Annotated in this window: 19 protein-coding genes and 1 pseudogene; 6 read left to right on the top strand and 14 right to left on the bottom strand. The window is 42.2% G+C overall.

Annotation, left to right across the window (positions count from 1 at the left end):
- Positions 1–56 precede the first annotated feature (56 nt).
- On the bottom strand, positions 57–293 hold the full coding sequence (locus ACRRMM_RS13200) for a YuzB family protein (RefSeq protein WP_008346813.1): 237 nt from the start codon (positions 291–293) through the stop codon (positions 57–59).
- A 255-nt stretch (positions 294–548) separates the two neighbouring features.
- On the opposite strand from ACRRMM_RS13200, the gene ACRRMM_RS13195 reads away from it, so the two are divergent.
- Positions 549–1,616, top strand: coding sequence for an NAD(P)/FAD-dependent oxidoreductase (locus tag ACRRMM_RS13195; RefSeq protein ID WP_057079128.1), 1,068 nt, complete (start codon positions 549–551; stop codon positions 1,614–1,616).
- Between the two features lie 48 nt (positions 1,617–1,664).
- Here ACRRMM_RS13195 and ACRRMM_RS13190 read toward each other — a convergent pair whose 3' ends face one another.
- Complete coding sequence (locus ACRRMM_RS13190) at positions 1,665–1,895, bottom strand: hypothetical protein (protein WP_017367979.1); 231 nt, start codon at positions 1,893–1,895, stop codon at positions 1,665–1,667.
- 100 nt (positions 1,896–1,995) lie between these two features.
- Positions 1,996–2,325 (bottom strand): YuzD family protein, encoded by a 330-nt coding sequence (locus ACRRMM_RS13185; RefSeq protein ID WP_008346819.1) that lies wholly within the window; start codon positions 2,323–2,325, stop codon positions 1,996–1,998.
- Positions 2,326–2,446: 121 nt separating this feature from the next.
- On the opposite strand from ACRRMM_RS13185, the pseudogene ACRRMM_RS13180 reads away from it, so the two are divergent.
- Positions 2,447–2,746, top strand: a pseudogene (locus ACRRMM_RS13180) (NifU family protein).
- 194 nt (positions 2,747–2,940) lie between these two features.
- On the opposite strand, the gene ACRRMM_RS13175 reads toward ACRRMM_RS13180, so the two are convergent.
- From ACRRMM_RS13175 to yutH, 6 genes are all read right to left on the bottom strand, one after another.
- A complete protein-coding gene (locus tag ACRRMM_RS13175) occupies positions 2,941–4,911 on the bottom strand; it encodes a prolyl oligopeptidase family serine peptidase (RefSeq protein WP_428828589.1) in 1,971 nt (656 codons plus the stop codon).
- Between the two features lie 102 nt (positions 4,912–5,013).
- Positions 5,014–5,946 (bottom strand): homoserine kinase, encoded by a 933-nt coding sequence (thrB, locus tag ACRRMM_RS13170; protein ID WP_017358917.1) that lies wholly within the window; start codon positions 5,944–5,946, stop codon positions 5,014–5,016.
- Positions 5,943–7,007: a threonine synthase gene (thrC, locus tag ACRRMM_RS13165; protein ID WP_041507721.1), complete on the bottom strand. Its 1,065-nt coding sequence runs from the start codon at positions 7,005–7,007 to the stop codon at positions 5,943–5,945. Before thrC ends, thrB begins: the two co-directional genes overlap by 4 nt.
- Positions 7,007–8,308 carry a homoserine dehydrogenase gene (locus tag ACRRMM_RS13160; protein ID WP_017358915.1) on the bottom strand — a complete coding sequence of 434 codons (1,302 nt, stop codon included), beginning with the start codon at positions 8,306–8,308 and terminating at the stop codon, positions 7,007–7,009. The genes thrC and ACRRMM_RS13160 overlap by 1 nt, the downstream gene beginning before the upstream one ends.
- Before the next feature lie 222 nt (positions 8,309–8,530).
- Positions 8,531–9,499: a 2-hydroxyacid dehydrogenase gene (locus ACRRMM_RS13155; RefSeq protein WP_017367983.1), complete on the bottom strand. Its 969-nt coding sequence runs from the start codon at positions 9,497–9,499 to the stop codon at positions 8,531–8,533.
- Positions 9,500–9,573: 74 nt separating this feature from the next.
- Positions 9,574–10,614, bottom strand: a complete 1,041-nt coding sequence (yutH, locus tag ACRRMM_RS13150; protein WP_035389301.1) for a spore coat putative kinase YutH — start codon at positions 10,612–10,614, stop codon at positions 9,574–9,576.
- Between the two features lie 113 nt (positions 10,615–10,727).
- On the opposite strand from yutH, the gene ACRRMM_RS13145 reads away from it, so the two are divergent.
- A complete protein-coding gene (locus ACRRMM_RS13145; protein ID WP_024719755.1) occupies positions 10,728–11,228 on the top strand; it encodes a phosphatidylglycerophosphatase A family protein in 501 nt (166 codons plus the stop codon).
- 42 nt (positions 11,229–11,270) lie between these two features.
- Here ACRRMM_RS13145 and ACRRMM_RS13140 read toward each other — a convergent pair whose 3' ends face one another.
- The 3 genes from ACRRMM_RS13140 to ACRRMM_RS13130 are packed head-to-tail and all read right to left on the bottom strand — an operon-like array spanning position 11,271 to position 12,792.
- Positions 11,271–12,041, bottom strand: coding sequence for a TIGR01457 family HAD-type hydrolase (locus ACRRMM_RS13140; RefSeq protein WP_008346835.1), 771 nt, complete (start codon positions 12,039–12,041; stop codon positions 11,271–11,273).
- 21 nt (positions 12,042–12,062) lie between these two features.
- Complete coding sequence (locus tag ACRRMM_RS13135; protein ID WP_024719757.1) at positions 12,063–12,497, bottom strand: DUF86 domain-containing protein; 435 nt, start codon at positions 12,495–12,497, stop codon at positions 12,063–12,065.
- Between the two features lie 19 nt (positions 12,498–12,516).
- Positions 12,517–12,792, bottom strand: coding sequence for a YutD family protein (locus tag ACRRMM_RS13130; RefSeq protein ID WP_008346837.1), 276 nt, complete (start codon positions 12,790–12,792; stop codon positions 12,517–12,519).
- Between the two features lie 120 nt (positions 12,793–12,912).
- On the opposite strand from ACRRMM_RS13130, the gene ACRRMM_RS13125 reads away from it, so the two are divergent.
- Positions 12,913–13,548: a YhcN/YlaJ family sporulation lipoprotein gene (locus ACRRMM_RS13125; protein ID WP_007500413.1), complete on the top strand. Its 636-nt coding sequence runs from the start codon at positions 12,913–12,915 to the stop codon at positions 13,546–13,548.
- 39 nt (positions 13,549–13,587) lie between these two features.
- Here ACRRMM_RS13125 and lipA read toward each other — a convergent pair whose 3' ends face one another.
- Positions 13,588–14,484, bottom strand: coding sequence for a lipoyl synthase (gene lipA, locus ACRRMM_RS13120; protein WP_008360456.1), 897 nt, complete (start codon positions 14,482–14,484; stop codon positions 13,588–13,590).
- A gap of 311 nt (positions 14,485–14,795) precedes the next feature.
- On the opposite strand from lipA, the gene ACRRMM_RS13115 reads away from it, so the two are divergent.
- Complete coding sequence (locus tag ACRRMM_RS13115; protein WP_234805353.1) at positions 14,796–15,740, top strand: M23 family metallopeptidase; 945 nt, start codon at positions 14,796–14,798, stop codon at positions 15,738–15,740.
- 81 nt (positions 15,741–15,821) lie between these two features.
- Here the strand turns inward: ACRRMM_RS13115 and ACRRMM_RS13110 are convergent, their stop codons facing one another.
- The gene (locus ACRRMM_RS13110) at positions 15,822–16,052 is read right to left on the bottom strand and encodes a hypothetical protein (protein WP_191219094.1); all 231 of its coding nucleotides are present in this window, start codon (positions 16,050–16,052) and stop codon (positions 15,822–15,824) included.
- Between the two features lie 223 nt (positions 16,053–16,275).
- On the opposite strand from ACRRMM_RS13110, the gene ACRRMM_RS13105 reads away from it, so the two are divergent.
- A complete protein-coding gene (locus tag ACRRMM_RS13105; RefSeq protein ID WP_191219093.1) occupies positions 16,276–16,740 on the top strand; it encodes a DUF2691 family protein in 465 nt (154 codons plus the stop codon).
- Positions 16,741–16,758: the final 18 nt, after the last annotated feature.

Below are 16,758 nucleotides of genomic sequence, written 5' to 3'. Positions count from 1 at the left end.
GAAAAATGGAAACTGAATATATGAAAAAAATGCACCTCATGACCCATGTGGTGCATTTAAAACATGTCGTTTTCCTCTATAAAAGCATAAATACGCTCGACTAGCTGCTCTGCATTTTCTCCTGAAACAAATTCTCCATTCACAAGCGCAAATGGGGAGTCCATACATTTGCCGCAGTAGCTTAAACAGCCGTATTCCATTACATCTAAGTTTGGGTCTTTTTCAAGTTTCTCTTTTGCTTCTTGAGACCCTTGTGCAAGATTACTTACACAAAATTCGATCAGTGGAAACACTGTGCTTCACCTCACATTTGCCTTACTATCCTACCGAAATTCCTTCTATTAGTCAAAACATGAGCTTCAATAAATCGTTACGCCTATTCCCCGTAAAATGTTTTACTATTTAGGACTAAGTAATGAATATGTAGGTTATTTTGAAACAATTATTGTGGTTTCACAGTAAATTCGATATAATTTTATTTGGTATTTTAACTTAAAGTTTTTTAGTATAAGTGTTTTTCAATGTCTAGGGGGAAAAGGAGAATCGTCATGAAAAATTTAGTCTTGATCGGCGGAGGTTACGGGAATATGCGGGTTCTCCACCGCTTATTGCCAAATCAATTACCTGATGATGTTACTATCACATTAATTGATCGAAATCCTTACCACTGTTTAAAAACAGAATATTATGCACTTGCTGCTGGAACGATCTCTGATCATCACATTCGAGTATCTTTTCCAGAGCATCCAAAGCTGGATATTCAATACGGGGAAGTAGAAAAAATTGATATTGAAAACAAACAGATCTTATTTAGCGACCGTGAACCTATTCCATATGATGATACGGTAATCGGACTCGGCTGTGAGGACAAGTATCACAATGTCCCTGGGGCGAAAGAACATACATACAGCATTCAAACCATTGATCAGTCAAGACACGCGTATAACAAATTAAACAATTTGAGCGCAGGTGCAACAGTTGGCATTGTCGGTGCTGGACTTAGCGGGGTAGAGCTAGCCAGTGAACTGCGTGAAAGCCGCTCTGATTTAAACATCATTCTTTTTGACCGCGGAGAACTGATTCTTTCCAGTTTCCCAAAAAGATTAAGTTTATATGTACAAAAATGGTTTGAAGAAAACGATGTAAAGATCATTAACTGCGCCAATATTACAAAGGTTGAAGAAGGAGTTGTGTACAACCATGACGATGCAATTGAAGCAGATGTCATCGTGTGGACAGCAGGAATTCAGCCAAGTAAAGTCGTGCGAGATATGGATGTTGAAAAAGATGCACAAGGCCGTGTCGTCTTAACTCCTCATCACAATCTCCCTGGAGATGAGCATGTCTATGTCGTAGGTGACTGCGCAAGCTTGCCGCATGCACCAAGTGCACAGCTTGCCGAGGCACAGGCAGAGCAAATTGTGCAATCTCTACAGAAACGCTGGAAAAACGAGCCGCTTCCTGAGGCTTACCCGCAGTTTAAGTTAAAAGGCGTACTCGGCTCTTTAGGGAAAAAAGCCGGCTTTGGCCTAGTGGCGGATCGTCCACTTGTTGGTCGTGTTCCAAGACTCTTAAAATCTGGACTTCTTTGGATGTACAAGCATCACAATGGATAAAATGATGTGAATTTTTTCTCAAAGCTCCTTCTAATGAAGGAGCTTTTATTATGAAACGGCATGTACCGATGGATGGTTCACTTTGATAGGAGCAAGCGCAAGGATGCAGTCTTTACGAAACGTTCTGATCGTCTTCTTCGATAAACAATACGCTTGTATGAACTGTTCAGTTTGACGATGTACAATGATTTTTCGTTTCGAGCACTCTCCATTTTTCTTCATATAAATCATATCAATCGGTATTTGTTGATGAAGAGATTGTTTTAGTAAATAATTCATGATGCTCACGCTCCTTTCATCTCATTATAACCGAACAAACGTTCTAAATCAACCTAAAAAGGAACGTTTGTTCTGTTTATTTTCCTAAAAAAAGAACAGCTCATTCACTGCTCTCTTCGTACCCGTATTTCTCCATTTCTTGATAAATATCTTTTAATTTCGGATTGCCCTCTCCTACAATTTGATCCTCAACAAGGACAAGCGGATAAAAGAATTCATCATCAAGAATTCGTTCAGATAATTCTTTTTGGCGTTCGTTTTCAGGTGGGTGCTCAATATCGATATATGTGATGCGAAACGGCTGATTTGGATATTTTCGTTTTAATGCTGCATCTAACCACTCAAATGTATCTTTTGAAGAAGGCAGATTCACGCAGCTAGCGCACAGGACATCTCTTCCATATACATAAAGATCAACGGTTTTGTTCATTTGACAAGCCCCCTATTCTTTCTTTATTTTAGCTGAATTTTCTGTATGAAAAAAGTCAAAATCACTTTTTGTTTCAAGATGAGATTGTGCTATAATGAGAAGGAAACTTTGAAACCAATCAATAGATTTTTATCGTCCAGATGAATATAATGGTGATATGTTGTGAAAGGAGCGATTATATCTAATGACTGAAGTCGAAATGAAAGACCAAGTACAGGAAGTACTGGACAAACTTCGTCCATTTCTATTACGTGATGGTGGAGACTGTGAGCTTGTAGACATTGAAGATGGCATTGTGAAATTACGCCTTCTTGGTGCATGCGGCAGCTGCCCAAGTTCAACCATTACATTGAAAGCCGGTATTGAGCGCGCATTATTAGAAGAAGTACCTGGCGTTGTAGAAGTTGAACAGGTTTTCTAATTCATATATGACATGAAAACGACCCTTACCGGGTCGTTTTTTAATTGTTGACAAAGGGCTAATTTTAGCCCTTTGTCTTGTTTTCAGCGTGATAGAAAACCTTTGTGGTCTAGTAAGGACGAGAACGCAGGACTGACACCGAATGCGAGGGTTTGTCTACACGCTGAAACGACCCAATCAGGGCCGTTTTTTGATTAGGATAATTTCTCTCTAAACCATTCTTGAATAAAGGTCAGTCTTTGAATACGCTGCCCAGGGTGGCCACTTCTGGATAAATCATGAGAAGCCTTAGGAAACTTGACTAATCTCGTGTCTTTTCCAAGCTCCTTCAATGCCACAAAAAGCTGCTCTCCTTGATCGACTGGGCAGCGGTAGTCTTCATCACTGTGCAGGATGAGGAGCGGTGTGTTCACCTGTTTTACATACTTTAGCGGCGAACGATCCCATAGCTTATCAACCGAATCATAAATATCCCCATCCACCTGCCATTTTGTAAAGAAATAGCCGATATCACTGATGCCATAAAAGCTAATCCAGTTTGAAATGGAACGCTGTGTAACAGCTGCACGGAAACGGTCTGTCTGTCCGACAATCCAATTGGTCATAAAACCGCCATAGCTGCCGCCTGTTACGCCAAGCCTTGTTTCATCAAGAAAGTCATAGGCTTCGAGCACATGATCAACAGCCAGCATGACATCCTCATAATCAACGTCACCATAGCTGCCTCTTACCCGGTCTGTAAACATCTGTCCGTATCCATGACTGCCATGAGGGTTGATGTAAACAATCGCATACCCTTCAGCGGCGAGCATTTGAAATTCATGAAAATACGTATGACCGTACATCGCATGCGGCCCGCCATGAATTTCTAAGATAAGTGGATATGTCTTCCCCTCTTCCATCTGAGCAGGCTTCATAAACCAGCCATGTACAACGTCTCCTTCTTTTGACTGGAAAGAAATTGGTTCAGGTTCGGATATGACATGTTCCTTTAGAAAGTCATCATGCTCAAACGTGATTTGCTTGAGTGAGGATTCCCCTAAAGTCAGCTCATACAGCTCACTAGGCGAGACAGGTGAAAGACGGCTCATCAGCATTTTTGATTCATCTGGATGAAGACTGAAATTAGTCACATGTTCTGCCTCTAAACAAACGGGATAGGCTAAGCCTTCAATAGAGAAATAATAAATCCCGGTACTCCCTTGATCAGAAACAAGCGCATAAAACCCCTGACTATCCTTCGTCCATTGCGGAAGCTGATTGGCTTCACCTATGACACTATCCCCTGCCATACAGTTACCAACATACATATCGAGCATTTCTGACAGTTGAACGGTCTTTTTCTCCTTCAGATCATACAGCCACAATGATGGGAAGGTTGCATTCTGAAATTCACGCTCGTGTCCAATGTACAACAGGCTTTCTCCATTTGGAGAAAATGATACGGTCGAGTAAGCGCCTGTTGATTGGGTGATTTTCTTGGATGTACCGTCCTTTAATGACAGGAGACAGATATCACTTATGTAAAACGTCTGCGGGTTGGATTGAATATAGGCGAGCCACTTTCCGCAAGGAGAGACGACATGATTCACATGATGCTGCTGCTCACTCGTAACCGTCTCTACCTCCCCTGAGCAGACATCGATTTGTACAATTTGCGTCAGACGCCCGTCTAAAAAGCCTCTGCCATCTGCTTTATAAGTCAAATCATCATATACTGCCGGAGCAAAGTCATCGCACTCTTCCTTTTTTTCATCATGAACAGATTCTTCTTGTTTTAATGAGACCGATGCATAAATGAACGCTCCATCCGGTGAAAATACAGGATGAGATACGCCGTAAGGAATATTCGTTAAAGTACGAATGCCGCCGCCATCGCTCTGAATGAGTGCGAGCTGAGGGACTTCCTTTGGCTTCTGCAAAATAAACGCAAGCTGCTTCCCGTCATTTGACCACACTGGCTGATGATGCTTTCCATCATCGAATGTCCATTGTGACAGCTCCCCTGTCCCTTCATCTCGAACCCATAAATGAATATTGTAATCATCCTTTTTTTCATTCACCGATACTTTTGTAAAAACAGCCTTTTTTCCATCTGGTGAATAGACTGGATGAGAAACAGACACGATTTGTGTTAAATCCTCTGCTGTTATCAATTTCTTCATCAATAGATCTCCCCCTTTTATGTATCAAAAATAGTTCGCTTCTCTAAATAATAATCCCTGCTTTTGTTGTGAAAAACAAGGATAAAAAAAGAACGTGCTCATTTATAGCACGTTCTTCATTTGATTCACAGAATGATGCTCGACGATGACACCTTCTACCGGCACCGTCAGCACATCTACTTCACAATGAGGGAAATTTTGGGCAAGCTGTTCTTTCAACGCTTCTCCCTTCCCTTTTTCCACTAAGGTCAAAATGGTCGGCCCAGCACCGCTTAATGCTGTTCCATACGCGCCTTTTAATGAAGCAACGTGCTCCACCTTTGATAGCTCTGGGACAAGCATCGTGCGGTATGGCTGATGAAATAAATCTTTATTCATCATTTCCCCTACAAGCGGCCAGTTCTGCGTCATTAAGGCGGCGACAAGGACGTTACTCACTGCACTCGCGCTCACGGCCTGTTTATAGGAAAAATCCTCTGGCAGGACATCACGGGCATCCTTTGTGAGTACTTCATAAAAAGGAATCACGACGACGACATCTACATCCACATGCTGCACTTTAACGGCATGTGTCTTGTCTTCTTCATGAAGACCGATGAGTAAACCACCGAATAAAGAGGCACCCGCATTATCTGGATGACCTTCTACCTCACTTGCAAAAAAGAGCTTCTGATCATCGGTCATCTTTAATTCAAGCAGCTGATTGGCGAGCTCAATAGCGGCGACAATGGCAGCAGCGCTGCTGCCCAGCCCCCTTGCTAATGGAATATCACTCCACACTTTGACATGAACAGGCGGGAGTGTTTTTCCAAAGTCATCTGCGACCTTTTTAGCTGTTTGGTAGATCAGGTTATCGGTGCCTGATGGAATACCAGACACGACATCTGTTTCTGCTTCAAACAGCCAGCTATCATGGTCATAGACCGATAGCTTTAAATAGCGGCTGAGCGCCATTCCGACTGAGTCAAAGCCTGGTCCTAAGTTGGCAGTGCTTCCCGGTACTGTGATTGAAAAAAGCATGGAGGCGTTACTCATACGCGTGCGGCCTTTTCTAAATGTTCCAGAATTTGATCTTCATCTGCATCCAGTGTGACCGGTTTGATGTGCGAAATATCAATCGCCGTATTTGGATCTTTTAATCCGTTTCCTGTCAGTACAGCGACGACTTTACTGCCTGGCTTAATTTCTCCAGATTTCACTTGTTTGAGTACACCTGCAATTGATGCACAAGAGCCTGGCTCTGCAAACACACCTTCTTCACGTGCGATCAATTGATAGGCATGAAGAATTTCTTCATCTGTCACTTCATCAATTTTCCCGTTCGATTCATCTGCCGCTGCTACAGCTTGTTTCCAGCTTGCAGGGTTTCCGATGCGAATGGCTGTTGCGACTGTTTCTGGCTGCTCAATGACTTCATTTCGAACGATGGCTGCAGCTCCTTCTGCTTCAAAACCACGCATGACTGGCAGTCCAGTGCCTTTTTTCTCATGATATTCTTTGAAACCTTTCCAGTACGCTGTAATATTCCCCGCATTTCCAACAGGAATCGCCAGTACGTCCGGCGCAGCGCCGCCTAGCTGCTCACAGATTTCAAATGCCGCTGTTTTTTGTCCTTCAATTCGGTATGGATTGACGGAGTTAACAAGTGCGATCGGTGCTTTTTCACAGATGCTGCGGACAATTTTAAGTGCATCATCAAAGTTGCCGTCAATGGCAATGATCTCTGCTCCGTACATGACAGCCTGCGCCAGCTTACCGAAGGCAATTTTTCCATCTGGAATGATGACAATACATTTCATATCAGCGCGCGCCGCATAAGCTGCCGCTGCTGCAGACGTATTCCCTGTCGATGCACACATGATCGTATCATTACCTTCTTCTTTTGCCTTTGCGACAGCCATGACCATCCCGCGATCCTTAAAAGAACCTGTAGGGTTGACGCCTTCTGTTTTCACATGAAGTTCAATCCCCAGTTTTTCGGAAAGCTTTGCGAGATGAATCAGCGGTGTGTTTCCTTCATTTAATGTTAGTTTAGGTGTTTGTTCGTTTACTGGTAAAAATTCTTGAAATTCTTCAATGAGTCCATTCCACTTCATCAGCTTAAACCGTTCCCTTCTACTCGGTACGTGCTCTTCACTTGAACCACCACGTCGAGATCGTTTAATGTTTGCAGGATATTTGAGAAATCTTCTTCTGATGTCTGATGTGTAATAATCACAATTTCAGCCAGCTCATCATGCCCTTTGACAGGAAGCTGAAGGATCTTTTCAAAGCTGATGCCTCTTTCAGAAAAAATCGATGTAATGCGTGAGAAAGCTCCGACTTGATCTCTCACATGTATTCTTAAAAATTGCTGAGCAAATACTTCGGATGATGATTTGATTTTCTTCTCAAATTGCGGTGCAATAAATCCACTGCCATTCACACCAAGACGCATGTTTTTCATAACAGCGACTAAATCAGAGACTACAGCTGTTGCCGTTGGCAGGCTGCCTGCTCCAGGTCCGTAAAACATCGTTTCTCCGACAGCACTTCCGTAAACATAGACAGCATTAAATTCATTGTTGACAGAAGATAACGGGTGATGATCAGGGAGTAAAGTTGGCTGTACGCTGACCTCCACTTTCTCTCCGTCCCTTTGGGCAATTCCAATCAGCTTCATTGTATAGCCAAAACGTTTACTGAAATTAATGTCCTCATCCGAGATGTCAGAGATGCCTTTCACTTTCACATCCTCTAAGTCTACATTCATGGAAAAGCCGAGTCTTGCCAGGATGGCCATCTTTCTTGCCGCATCCAGTCCTTCTACATCCGCCGTCGGATCTGCTTCTGCAAAGCCAAGATCCTGCGCTTCTTTTAATACATCTTCATACGCACTTTTATCGACATTCATTTTTGTTAAAATAAAGTTCGTTGTCCCGTTCACGATTCCCATCATTTTTGTGATGCGGTCAGAGGCTAAACCTTCCTCTAGTGTACGCAAAATCGGAATCCCACCTGCGACACTTGCTTCATAGTAAAGGTCACAGCCGTTTTCTTTTGCTACATGTAAAAGCTCTGTGCCATATAGCGCCATTAAATCCTTATTGGCTGTAATGACATGCTTCTTCTCATTTAATGCATCTATTAAATATTGTTTTGTCTCTTCAATGCCGCCCATCACTTCAATAATGACGTCGACCTCTGGATCTCGAATCACATCGTATACTTCAGTTGTGAAGACCTCTCTTGCCACATCCACATCTCTTTTTTTATCGGGATTGCTCACAAGCACTTTTTGTATTAATACCGGACAGCCGATCTGGTGCATTAATTTATCCTGATGATCTTGAATAATCTTAACGACACCGCTCCCCACTGTTCCTAATCCTAGTAGTCCAACTCGAATTGCCTTCACCTGAAATTCCACCTTTCTCCGTAAATGTCCTCTCTAAAAAGACATTTGTTAACCTAACACAGACATTCAATGTACACACATTATAAAGGGGTATCCTCATTTTGACAAGGTAATAAAATAAGAGAATATGAGAATGAAACCGCTTAACAGCTATTTATATCAAGATTCTATATTTTCAAAATATTTTTGTGAGAAAAGCTCCCGAAGCCGGGAAGCTTGAGATTACGCCTGAACTGGCGTTTTGGCTTGCTGATCTTGCAGGACAAGCGCAATATTTTCAGCACATAAATGCATCATGTTTTTTCTCGTTTCAACACTTGCACTTCCGATATGAGGAAGCACTGTTACATTTGGTAATGTCGTTAACGGGTGATCTGGGCTGACTGGTTCCTTGCTAAATACATCAAGACCTGCTCCTGCAATTTTCCCTGTCGTGACAGCATCATATAAAGCATCTTCGTCTACCGTCTGCCCTCTGGAAACGTTGATGAAGTAAGCCGTGTTCTTCATCTGCTCAAATGCTTTCTTATTAAACATTTCTTTCGTTTCAGGCGTTAAAGGCGTCAAACAAACGATGAAATCAGACTGCGTAAGCAGCTCATCAAATGCGGCATAGGTCACACCTAGCTGCGCTTCTGCTTCTGGCTTTCTTGAACGATTATGATACAGAACATTCATATCAAAACCTTTTGCCCGCTTGGCCAGTGCGGTTCCAATACTGCCCATTCCGACAATCCCTAACGTTTTATGATGCACATCAGCACCAGCTAGAAGAAGCGGTCCCCAGCCTGTCCAGTTCCCATCCTTAATCCAATCACTCGCTTCGACAATTCGTCTTGCTGACGCCATCAAAAGCGCAAAGGCTAAATCAGCCGTCGATTCTGTTAAGACGTCCGGTGTATGACATACCGTGATCCCGTGCTTTTTAGCTGCCTTTAGATCAATATTGTCATAGCCGACCGCGAGATTCGCGACCACTTTTAGATTTGGAGCATTTGATAAAAGTGCCTCATCTACTTGATCTGACAGCATCGTGAGCAGCCCATCTGCTTGAGCCGCTTGTTTTTCTAACTCTTCTCTTGGACACGGCTCATCCTCGCTCGTCCACATGTCAATATGAGCGACTTCTTTTAATGGTGTAAGTGTTGTTTCATCAAGCTTTCTTGTGATATAGACATACGGTTTCGTCAAGAAGAACACTCCTTTGGTTGATTTCTTTAAGAATAACGAAAAACGCCTCAAGAGAAAAGAGACGTTTCGTCTGTTCACTGAAACTTCAAATCAGCGGATTGATGAATCCATCCAACAGGAGGAATGAGATGCCCACCGCTGCGCATGGCACTCAATTCTTGAAACACCTTGAGAAAATATTCGTAGCGATTCGCATCATTTAAAACGTAATCTAATCGTTCTTCATAATAAGATTTTTCATTTTCTCCTGACATATAATAACCTTCGACAATTTCAAAATAATGAAGCGGAAACAGAAGACGGCTGTACAGCAGACGCTTTGAAAATGATGAAAGAGGCGTAACCTGCTCATATTGCTGCAAAAAGGAAAATCCCTCTTCAATTAAATCCTCCTTATGCTGGACAAAGGTTTCTCTTAAATATTCCGCGATATCTCTTGTCGGATGGTCAAATACCCAGTCAACAGGTAAACGAAGCGGCTGCTCATGTGGCCAGGTCATACGTGAAAAGCGCTGATGACAAACAGTACCTGAATCACATTCTTTCGGTTCATCATCAAGCTCTGTATCCACTAAATATTGAATGGCATTTTCCGTTAATCCGAGATAATACGGAAAGGATTCAATAAATTTCTTTTCAAATCGTTCAAGTGGTTTTTGATGCATTTGCTGCATCCAAAAGCCTTCCAGCTGGTCTAACCGTTTTGCCCATAATTCCTTCCAAGCTCCGACACGTTTTGTTTCAGACACCTCATAAGGAAACCCTCTTCCCCTGACATGAAAGGCCGCCAGCTCTGATGCGTGCTGAAATGAGCGGCTTGTAACCCGCGGTGCTGCCTTTAATAGAGCGTACAGTTCTTTTCCATGGGTAAAAGTCGGTTTCTCTTCGTTTGTTAATTCAAACACGGCAACGTATGGGTCACCGTCATTCAGTAAATACTGACTGATATGATAAAGCTCTGTGAGTTCTTCTTCTCGCAAATGAGACACGGGAACAATGATGAAGAGAGCTTTCGCCGTTTGAAAGCTCTGATAACTGCCATATGGCATAAATTGACGCACATCAATACCAAATGTGTGATAAATGGTTTCTTTCATGATTTCACCTGCGTTCATAAAATCAGTCTCTTATCATATCGTAGTCGCAGGTTGAGGGATTTATGAATACTATTTACTATCCGAAGCTTTTTCACACGTTGTGGACAAATTACGAGGATTGGGTGAGGAACATGCCGCATCATCATGAGATGAACGAAGTAGAAAAAACAGCAAGACGCCGTTTACAAGAACGAGGCGTAACCATTCAAGATATAGCAGACCTTGTCTTCTTTTTACAGGAAAAATATCATCCTGGCTTAGACATGACAGAGTGCATCCACAATGTGGAACGTGTCATCGCAAAACGTGAAGTCCAAAATGCCATCTTAACAGGCGTTGAACTAGATGTTCTCGCTGAGCAAAAAAAGCTGACAGAACCGCTGCAATCTATTCTTGAAACAGATGAAAGTCTATATGGGGTTGATGAGATTTTATCCTTTGCCATCGTTAATATTTATGGCTCCATCGGCTTTACGAATTACGGATATATCGATAAAGAAAAACCAGGGATTCTTGGGAAACTCAACGATAAATCCTCAGGCGAATGCCACACCTTTTTAGATGACATTGTCGGTGCTATTGCTGCGGCAGCATCAAGCAGACTGGCACATAGTGCGAGAAATGCAGAATAAAACACAAAAGAGGACGTGCGTCTGACGCTTGTCCTCTTTTCATTAAGATAATCGTTCAATCCACTCAGATAATGAATCAATGACATAGGTTGGCTGTTTGTCATATTTCTGAAGCAGCTCTTTTGTCGTGACACCTGTATGGACAAGCAGTGTATCCATCCCTGCATTCATCCCTGCCATAATATCGGTATCATAGTTATCGCCCACCATGAGCGTCTCTGACACATCTGTCCCGAGCACCCGCATGGCCTGTTCCATAATGATAGACTCTGGCTTCCCGATAAATGTTGGCTGCACTGTTGTCGTAACCGTCAGCACAGATGTTAACGATCCATTTCCAGGTAACAGCCCTCTTTCTGTCGGAATGGCAATATCTCCATTTGTTGAAACAAATTGTGCACCTTGACGGATCGCAATGGCTCCTACCGCTAGTTTTTCATATGTAATACCGCGGTCTATTCCAACGACAACGAAATCAGCGTCTTCTTGACCAAACGACAAGCCTTTTTCTTCGATGGCCTGCTGAATGCCTTCTTCTCCGATCACATACACCGAGGCATCTTTCTTTTGTTCTGCGATATAGTTTGCCGTCGCCATACTTGTTGTAAAGACTTGTTCTTCCGTTGCTGGAATATCGAATGAAACCAGTTTCTCTGCTACTTGCTTCGGTGTGCGTGAAGAGTTATTCGTGACAAACAAATAAGGGATGTTCAACTCATTTAACTTGTGAACAAATTGCCCCGCCTCTTCAATCTTTTCTGTTCCTTTATACATCGTCCCGTCTAAATCAATTAAATAGCCTTTGTATTTCATGCTGCTTACAACTCCAATGGTTTATTTAAACGCTGATACTGGTCCAAGCTCCTGCTCCAAGTAAGTGCGAATTCGATTCGGGAAGACTTGCAGCGCCTGTTCTACCTCACTGATGACCTGCAACAAATCATGATGAACCACTTCTTGGTATTGCTGAACAAGTGTTTTACGGCACGAGACCAGTTTTTTCAGGTGAGTGCCTTCTTCTGTTGGTACAACCTTTTCGTCCACAAGAATATCCATGATGTCGTCATAGCTTCCTGGGTCCCGCATGATAAAGCCGTCAATCATATCATTTCCTGTATCAAGAATACATTCGACGAGCAAATGAACAATTCGTTCCAGCGCTTTTTTTTCTAAAGGGCTTGACCATGTTTGATGACTGCGCATCAAATCATATTGCTCCTCAAAAAAACGTAATGTCTCTTCAATCTTCTTTCTGTCTACGAAATACATCATGACGCTCCCCTTTGCGTTATTTTCTAATCCGCTTTAAGACAAAATAGGCACAGCCAAAATTACAGTATTCATAAATGTATTCATCGAGTGTACTGATTTTTGTATCGAATGTGGCCTTTTGGTTTTGGTCATCAAAGAACCCCTTCAGCCTTAGCTGGTTGTAGCCCCAATCCCCCACAATATAATCATACTTATTTAAAATATCTGAGTACCTTGCTTTAAACGCTTCCTCATCAAAGCCGTCTTTGATTTCTCTGACAAGATCAAAGGTAGCATTCTGAATGACGATCATCTTCTCACCTCTTTTTAAACGATCCACCTTTAATGATAATTCATTGGAACAACTCCATCAATTGCTAAAGCATGTTTTTTCCGATTTAGCCGAAGCTAAAGAAAAAAGGAGGTCACATTTATGATGAAACAACTGACAGCCACTATTCTCCTATGCATGCTTTTAGGCGGGTGCGGCTTTCAATCAGGCATGAACCGGCAAGTGGATGAAGATTCTTCCAGCAAGACAATCCGCCTGTCTGATCGTCATGAAGGAAATAATTCCAACATGCCAGAAGCAGATACGAATCGAGCAGGCTATGTTCGTTATCAGCGCCAGCAAGTAACCGATCAAAAGGAAAGAACCCCTGCTTTAAATCGTGAGCACCTTGCCCACGTGATTACAAGTTTAGCCATCCAGCTGCCAAATATAAAGGATGCAGCAACACTTGTCACAGACGAGGATGCCCTCATTGTGTATCGAACAGGCAACAAAAACCGAGATGAATCAGCCGATCAAGTGAAAAAAACAGCGGTTTCTGTTCTCCCTCGTTATTATCATGTGTACGTCTCTGATAACCCAGAGCACTTTCAATCCATTGCCAATTTTTCACGTCTTCAAACCAATTCACGTGATTTTGATCAAATTTTAACAAAAACGATTCAACAAATGAAATACTCTCCTCAAGGCGGAGATATTTCAACGAAAGAAGATGCCAATGGCATGACGAATTCCGATCGGACCATGAGACGAAACGCACCTTACGGCCAAAATTAATACGAGAAAAAACGCCAGAGAGCTCTGGCGTTTTCTTTGTTATGCTTGCGCCTGACGCTTCTTAGACGCTTCGTTTACTTGTTCGTCTGCATGATAAGAAGAACGGACAAGCGGTCCAGCTTCACAGTGGCTAAAGCCTTTTGACATGGCAATTTCCTTCAGCTCTGCAAACTCATCTGGATGGTAGTATTTTTGCACTTTCAAATGCTTTTTCGACGGTTGCAAATACTGACCAATTGCCATGATGTCGACGTTATTAGCAAGAAGATCATCCATAACTTCAATGATTTCTTCCTTCGTTTCACCGAGTCCAATCATAATGCTTGATTTCGTTGGAATGTCAGGTTGCATTTCTTTTGCACGACGCAAGAATTCCAATGAACGATCGTATGTAGCCCGTGCACGAACTCTTGGTGTTAACCTGCGTACTGTTTCAATATTGTGATTTAAAATATCAGGGCGTGTATCCATTAACGTTTTCAAATTATCATAATTGCCACCCATGTCTGAAGGGAGAACTTCTATTGTTGTGAATGGACTTTTTCTTCTAATGGCACGAACAGTTTCAGCAAATACACCTGCTCCGCCATCTTTTTGGTCATCCCTTGCAACCGCTGTTATAACAGCGTGCTTTAAATTCATCAAAGCCACTGAATCTGCCACGCGTTCTGGCTCTTGCAAGTCTAATTCAGTAGGAAGTCCGGTTTTCACCGCACAGAAACGGCATGCGCGCGTACAAACAGATCCGAGGATCATAAATGTAGCAGTTCTTCTCACTGCCCAGCATTCGTGAATATTCGGACATTTCGCTTCCTCACAAACGGTATGCAGGTTGTTTTCCCGCATCATTTTTTTCAAACCGGTATAGTTTTCATTCGTATTCAGCTTAATTTTAAGCCAGTCCGGTTTTCTTACGTGCTCTTCCTTCTTTGCCAATTCCATCATCTCCATATGAATTCGTTAAAGGTGCATATACAATCATCTTCCTGCTATATACGATGGATGCAGCTGTTGCCGCAAAAAATTGAATCTTCGGCCTAAGGCCTTTTCTTTAGACACTTTAACATAGTACAGATTGAACAACAAGGGAATGAGCTGCAAAAATACCCAAAAGACTCCTAAAATAACAGAAGAAAATTACTAACATTTTCTTCTTATGAAATAACGTGATCAAACCACACTAAACGGTAGAAGAAAGGAGATGGACGTTTGTGAAAGTGGTTTTAGCGATCATCATCGCTCTTTCAATGATTCCCGCATCAGTCCATGCACAAGGGGCAAACAAACAGCCTGATGAATTAAAACAGCGAATGGCACTGTATGAAAAGATCGCCATCACCACACAGGTCCCGTGGTATGTACTTGCTGCGGTTGATCAGTATGAACACAATATACGCAAAAGCAGAAGAGATTTACCCAAACAAACAGGTGTGATTGGCATCTACATTCCCCGGGAAATGTGGATAGGACCAGAAAATCCAAATAAGCAGGATACCTCTCCATTAAGCATTAAAGTGTTCGACGGTATTGGGCTTGATGGAAATGGGGATGGAAAAGCAGAAATCGATAACGATGAAGATGTCCTGTTCACGTTTGCTCAATACTTGCTCCATTACGGCAGCAGCATCGATCAATTAAAAATTGCGCTGTGGGATTATTATGGACGTGATCAAACCGTTGGAATTATTTCATCTTTTATGAAGCTCTATCAGCATTACGGCCATCTTGACCTTGGAAAGCATGCGTTTCCTCTTCCGGTTGGCGCTGACTACAGCTACAGGAGTACATGGGGTGATGCGAGAGGCTTTGGAGGCAGAAGAATTCATGAGGGCACTGATCTTTTTGCTCATTACGGTCTTCCTGTTCGTGCGACATCGTACGGCGTGATTGAAATGAAAGGCTGGAATCGCTTTGGCGGCTGGCGGATCGGCATTCGAGATATTCATAATCATTATCATTATTTTGCCCACTTAAATGGCTTTGCAAAAGGACTCAAAGCTGGGCAGATTGTAGAACCTGGTCAAGTCATCGGATCAGTCGGAAGCTCCGGTTACGGTCCACCTGGCACAGCAGGAAAATTCCCGCCACACCTTCATTACGGCATGTATAAAGACAATGGACGAACTGAATGGTCGTTTGATCCTTACCCTCATTTAAGGGCATGGGAAAGAGCCGAGCGGAAACGTCGATAAATAAAAGGAGAAGTTTAGCGATACCGCTTGCTTCTCCTTTTGATATGTATCAACATTTCCCAGGTCATCATTTGTCTACTATTACTGCTTATGCTTCTCTTTCAATCCTAAAACTAAAAAAAGAATACCCATAATGAAAAAAAGGAGATACACAACTGTTACTTCAAGTGGAATCATGTCAAACATCCCTCTAAATAAGTCGACACTCAAACTGTCACTCCCAGCTAATAATATCGATGCTGACATATATTTAGCACTAAATACAATGGCAAATACCAAAAAACAAAACCCGCTTACATGCATTTTCTTCATATCAATCAAATCCTCCTCTCACTTTCATAACAGACGATCGTGAAAAATCAGCCTTCAGGATAGCTACACTCTTCAAAAAAGGAAAACAATGAACATTTATCATGGCACGTGATTCGTATGGAATCAAGTGGTTAATTAGGATAAGATGAACAGATCACATAAAAAAGTTTAAGCATTGCAGCCAATGAATAATTACTTCACAGAGAGTTAGGGGGTTGTTTTTTTGAAAAGAGGAATGACCTTTACCATTCCAAATGAATACGGAGTCTTCCTTGGAGAAGTGCTAAAACCGATCGACATCACCAAATTCAGCTGGCGAATCGATACCGAAGACTCGAATATACTAGTTGATGGCGAAAAAGATGAAGAACTTTTTCCTGAAGGTAAAACAGAAATGGACGGTATAGAACTCAAACACCTCATTGAAAACAAGACGTATTATATGATTTTCGCAGATTTACAAGCATATCCAAAAGGGACATTGTCTCATATTAAGACCAATGAAGAATTTATGGAAAGCCAATGCGAGCTTGTTCTTTTAGTGGCCGATTGCTCCTATGTCACGATCTATTGCAAAAATAAGGGAACACTCGAATGGCTATACAAGAATGCAGTTGATTGTGGATTTGAAGACGTGACCTATATCACCGATGAAAATGATGCAAGGACAAGACTGTCTGTTTCGTAACAACAAAACGTTCATCAC

The organism is Bacillus sp. XT-4 (assembly GCF_050864245.1).
Taxonomy (GTDB): Bacteria; Bacillota; Bacilli; order Bacillales; family Bacillaceae; genus Bacillus; species Bacillus altitudinis.
The sequence above is the reverse complement of the archived record's forward strand: the minus strand, read 5'-3'. Positions and strand labels throughout refer to the sequence as shown.

What these genes read in the sequence shown, in the direction of transcription:
- ACRRMM_RS13140 (WP_008346835.1), bottom strand. Translation starts at nt 12,041, where the DNA reads ATGAAATACAAAGGCTATTTAATTGATTTAGACGGGACGATGTATAAA.
- ACRRMM_RS13190 (WP_017367979.1), bottom strand. Translation starts at nt 1,895, where the DNA reads ATGAATTATTTACTAAAACAATCTCTTCATCAACAAATACCGATTGAT.
- ACRRMM_RS13145 (WP_024719755.1), top strand. Translation starts at nt 10,728, where the DNA reads ATGCCGCATCATCATGAGATGAACGAAGTAGAAAAAACAGCAAGACGC.
- ACRRMM_RS13110 (WP_191219094.1), bottom strand. Translation starts at nt 16,052, where the DNA reads ATGAAGAAAATGCATGTAAGCGGGTTTTGTTTTTTGGTATTTGCCATT.
- thrC (WP_041507721.1), bottom strand. Translation starts at nt 7,007, where the DNA reads ATGAAGTGGAATGGACTCATTGAAGAATTTCAAGAATTTTTACCAGTA.
- ACRRMM_RS13175 (WP_428828589.1), bottom strand. Translation starts at nt 4,911, where the DNA reads ATGAAGAAATTGATAACAGCAGAGGATTTAACACAAATCGTGTCTGTT.
- ACRRMM_RS13195 (WP_057079128.1), top strand. Translation starts at nt 549, where the DNA reads ATGAAAAATTTAGTCTTGATCGGCGGAGGTTACGGGAATATGCGGGTT.
- ACRRMM_RS13130 (WP_008346837.1), bottom strand. Translation starts at nt 12,792, where the DNA reads ATGATCGTCATTCAGAATGCTACCTTTGATCTTGTCAGAGAAATCAAA.
- ACRRMM_RS13115 (WP_234805353.1), top strand. Translation starts at nt 14,796, where the DNA reads ATGATTCCCGCATCAGTCCATGCACAAGGGGCAAACAAACAGCCTGAT.
- thrB (WP_017358917.1), bottom strand. Translation starts at nt 5,946, where the DNA reads ATGAGTAACGCCTCCATGCTTTTTTCAATCACAGTACCGGGAAGCACT.
- ACRRMM_RS13125 (WP_007500413.1), top strand. Translation starts at nt 12,913, where the DNA reads ATGATGAAACAACTGACAGCCACTATTCTCCTATGCATGCTTTTAGGC.
- yutH (WP_035389301.1), bottom strand. Translation starts at nt 10,614, where the DNA reads ATGAACGCAGGTGAAATCATGAAAGAAACCATTTATCACACATTTGGT.
- ACRRMM_RS13185 (WP_008346819.1), bottom strand. Translation starts at nt 2,325, where the DNA reads ATGAACAAAACCGTTGATCTTTATGTATATGGAAGAGATGTCCTGTGC.
- ACRRMM_RS13135 (WP_024719757.1), bottom strand. Translation starts at nt 12,497, where the DNA reads ATGTATTTCGTAGACAGAAAGAAGATTGAAGAGACATTACGTTTTTTT.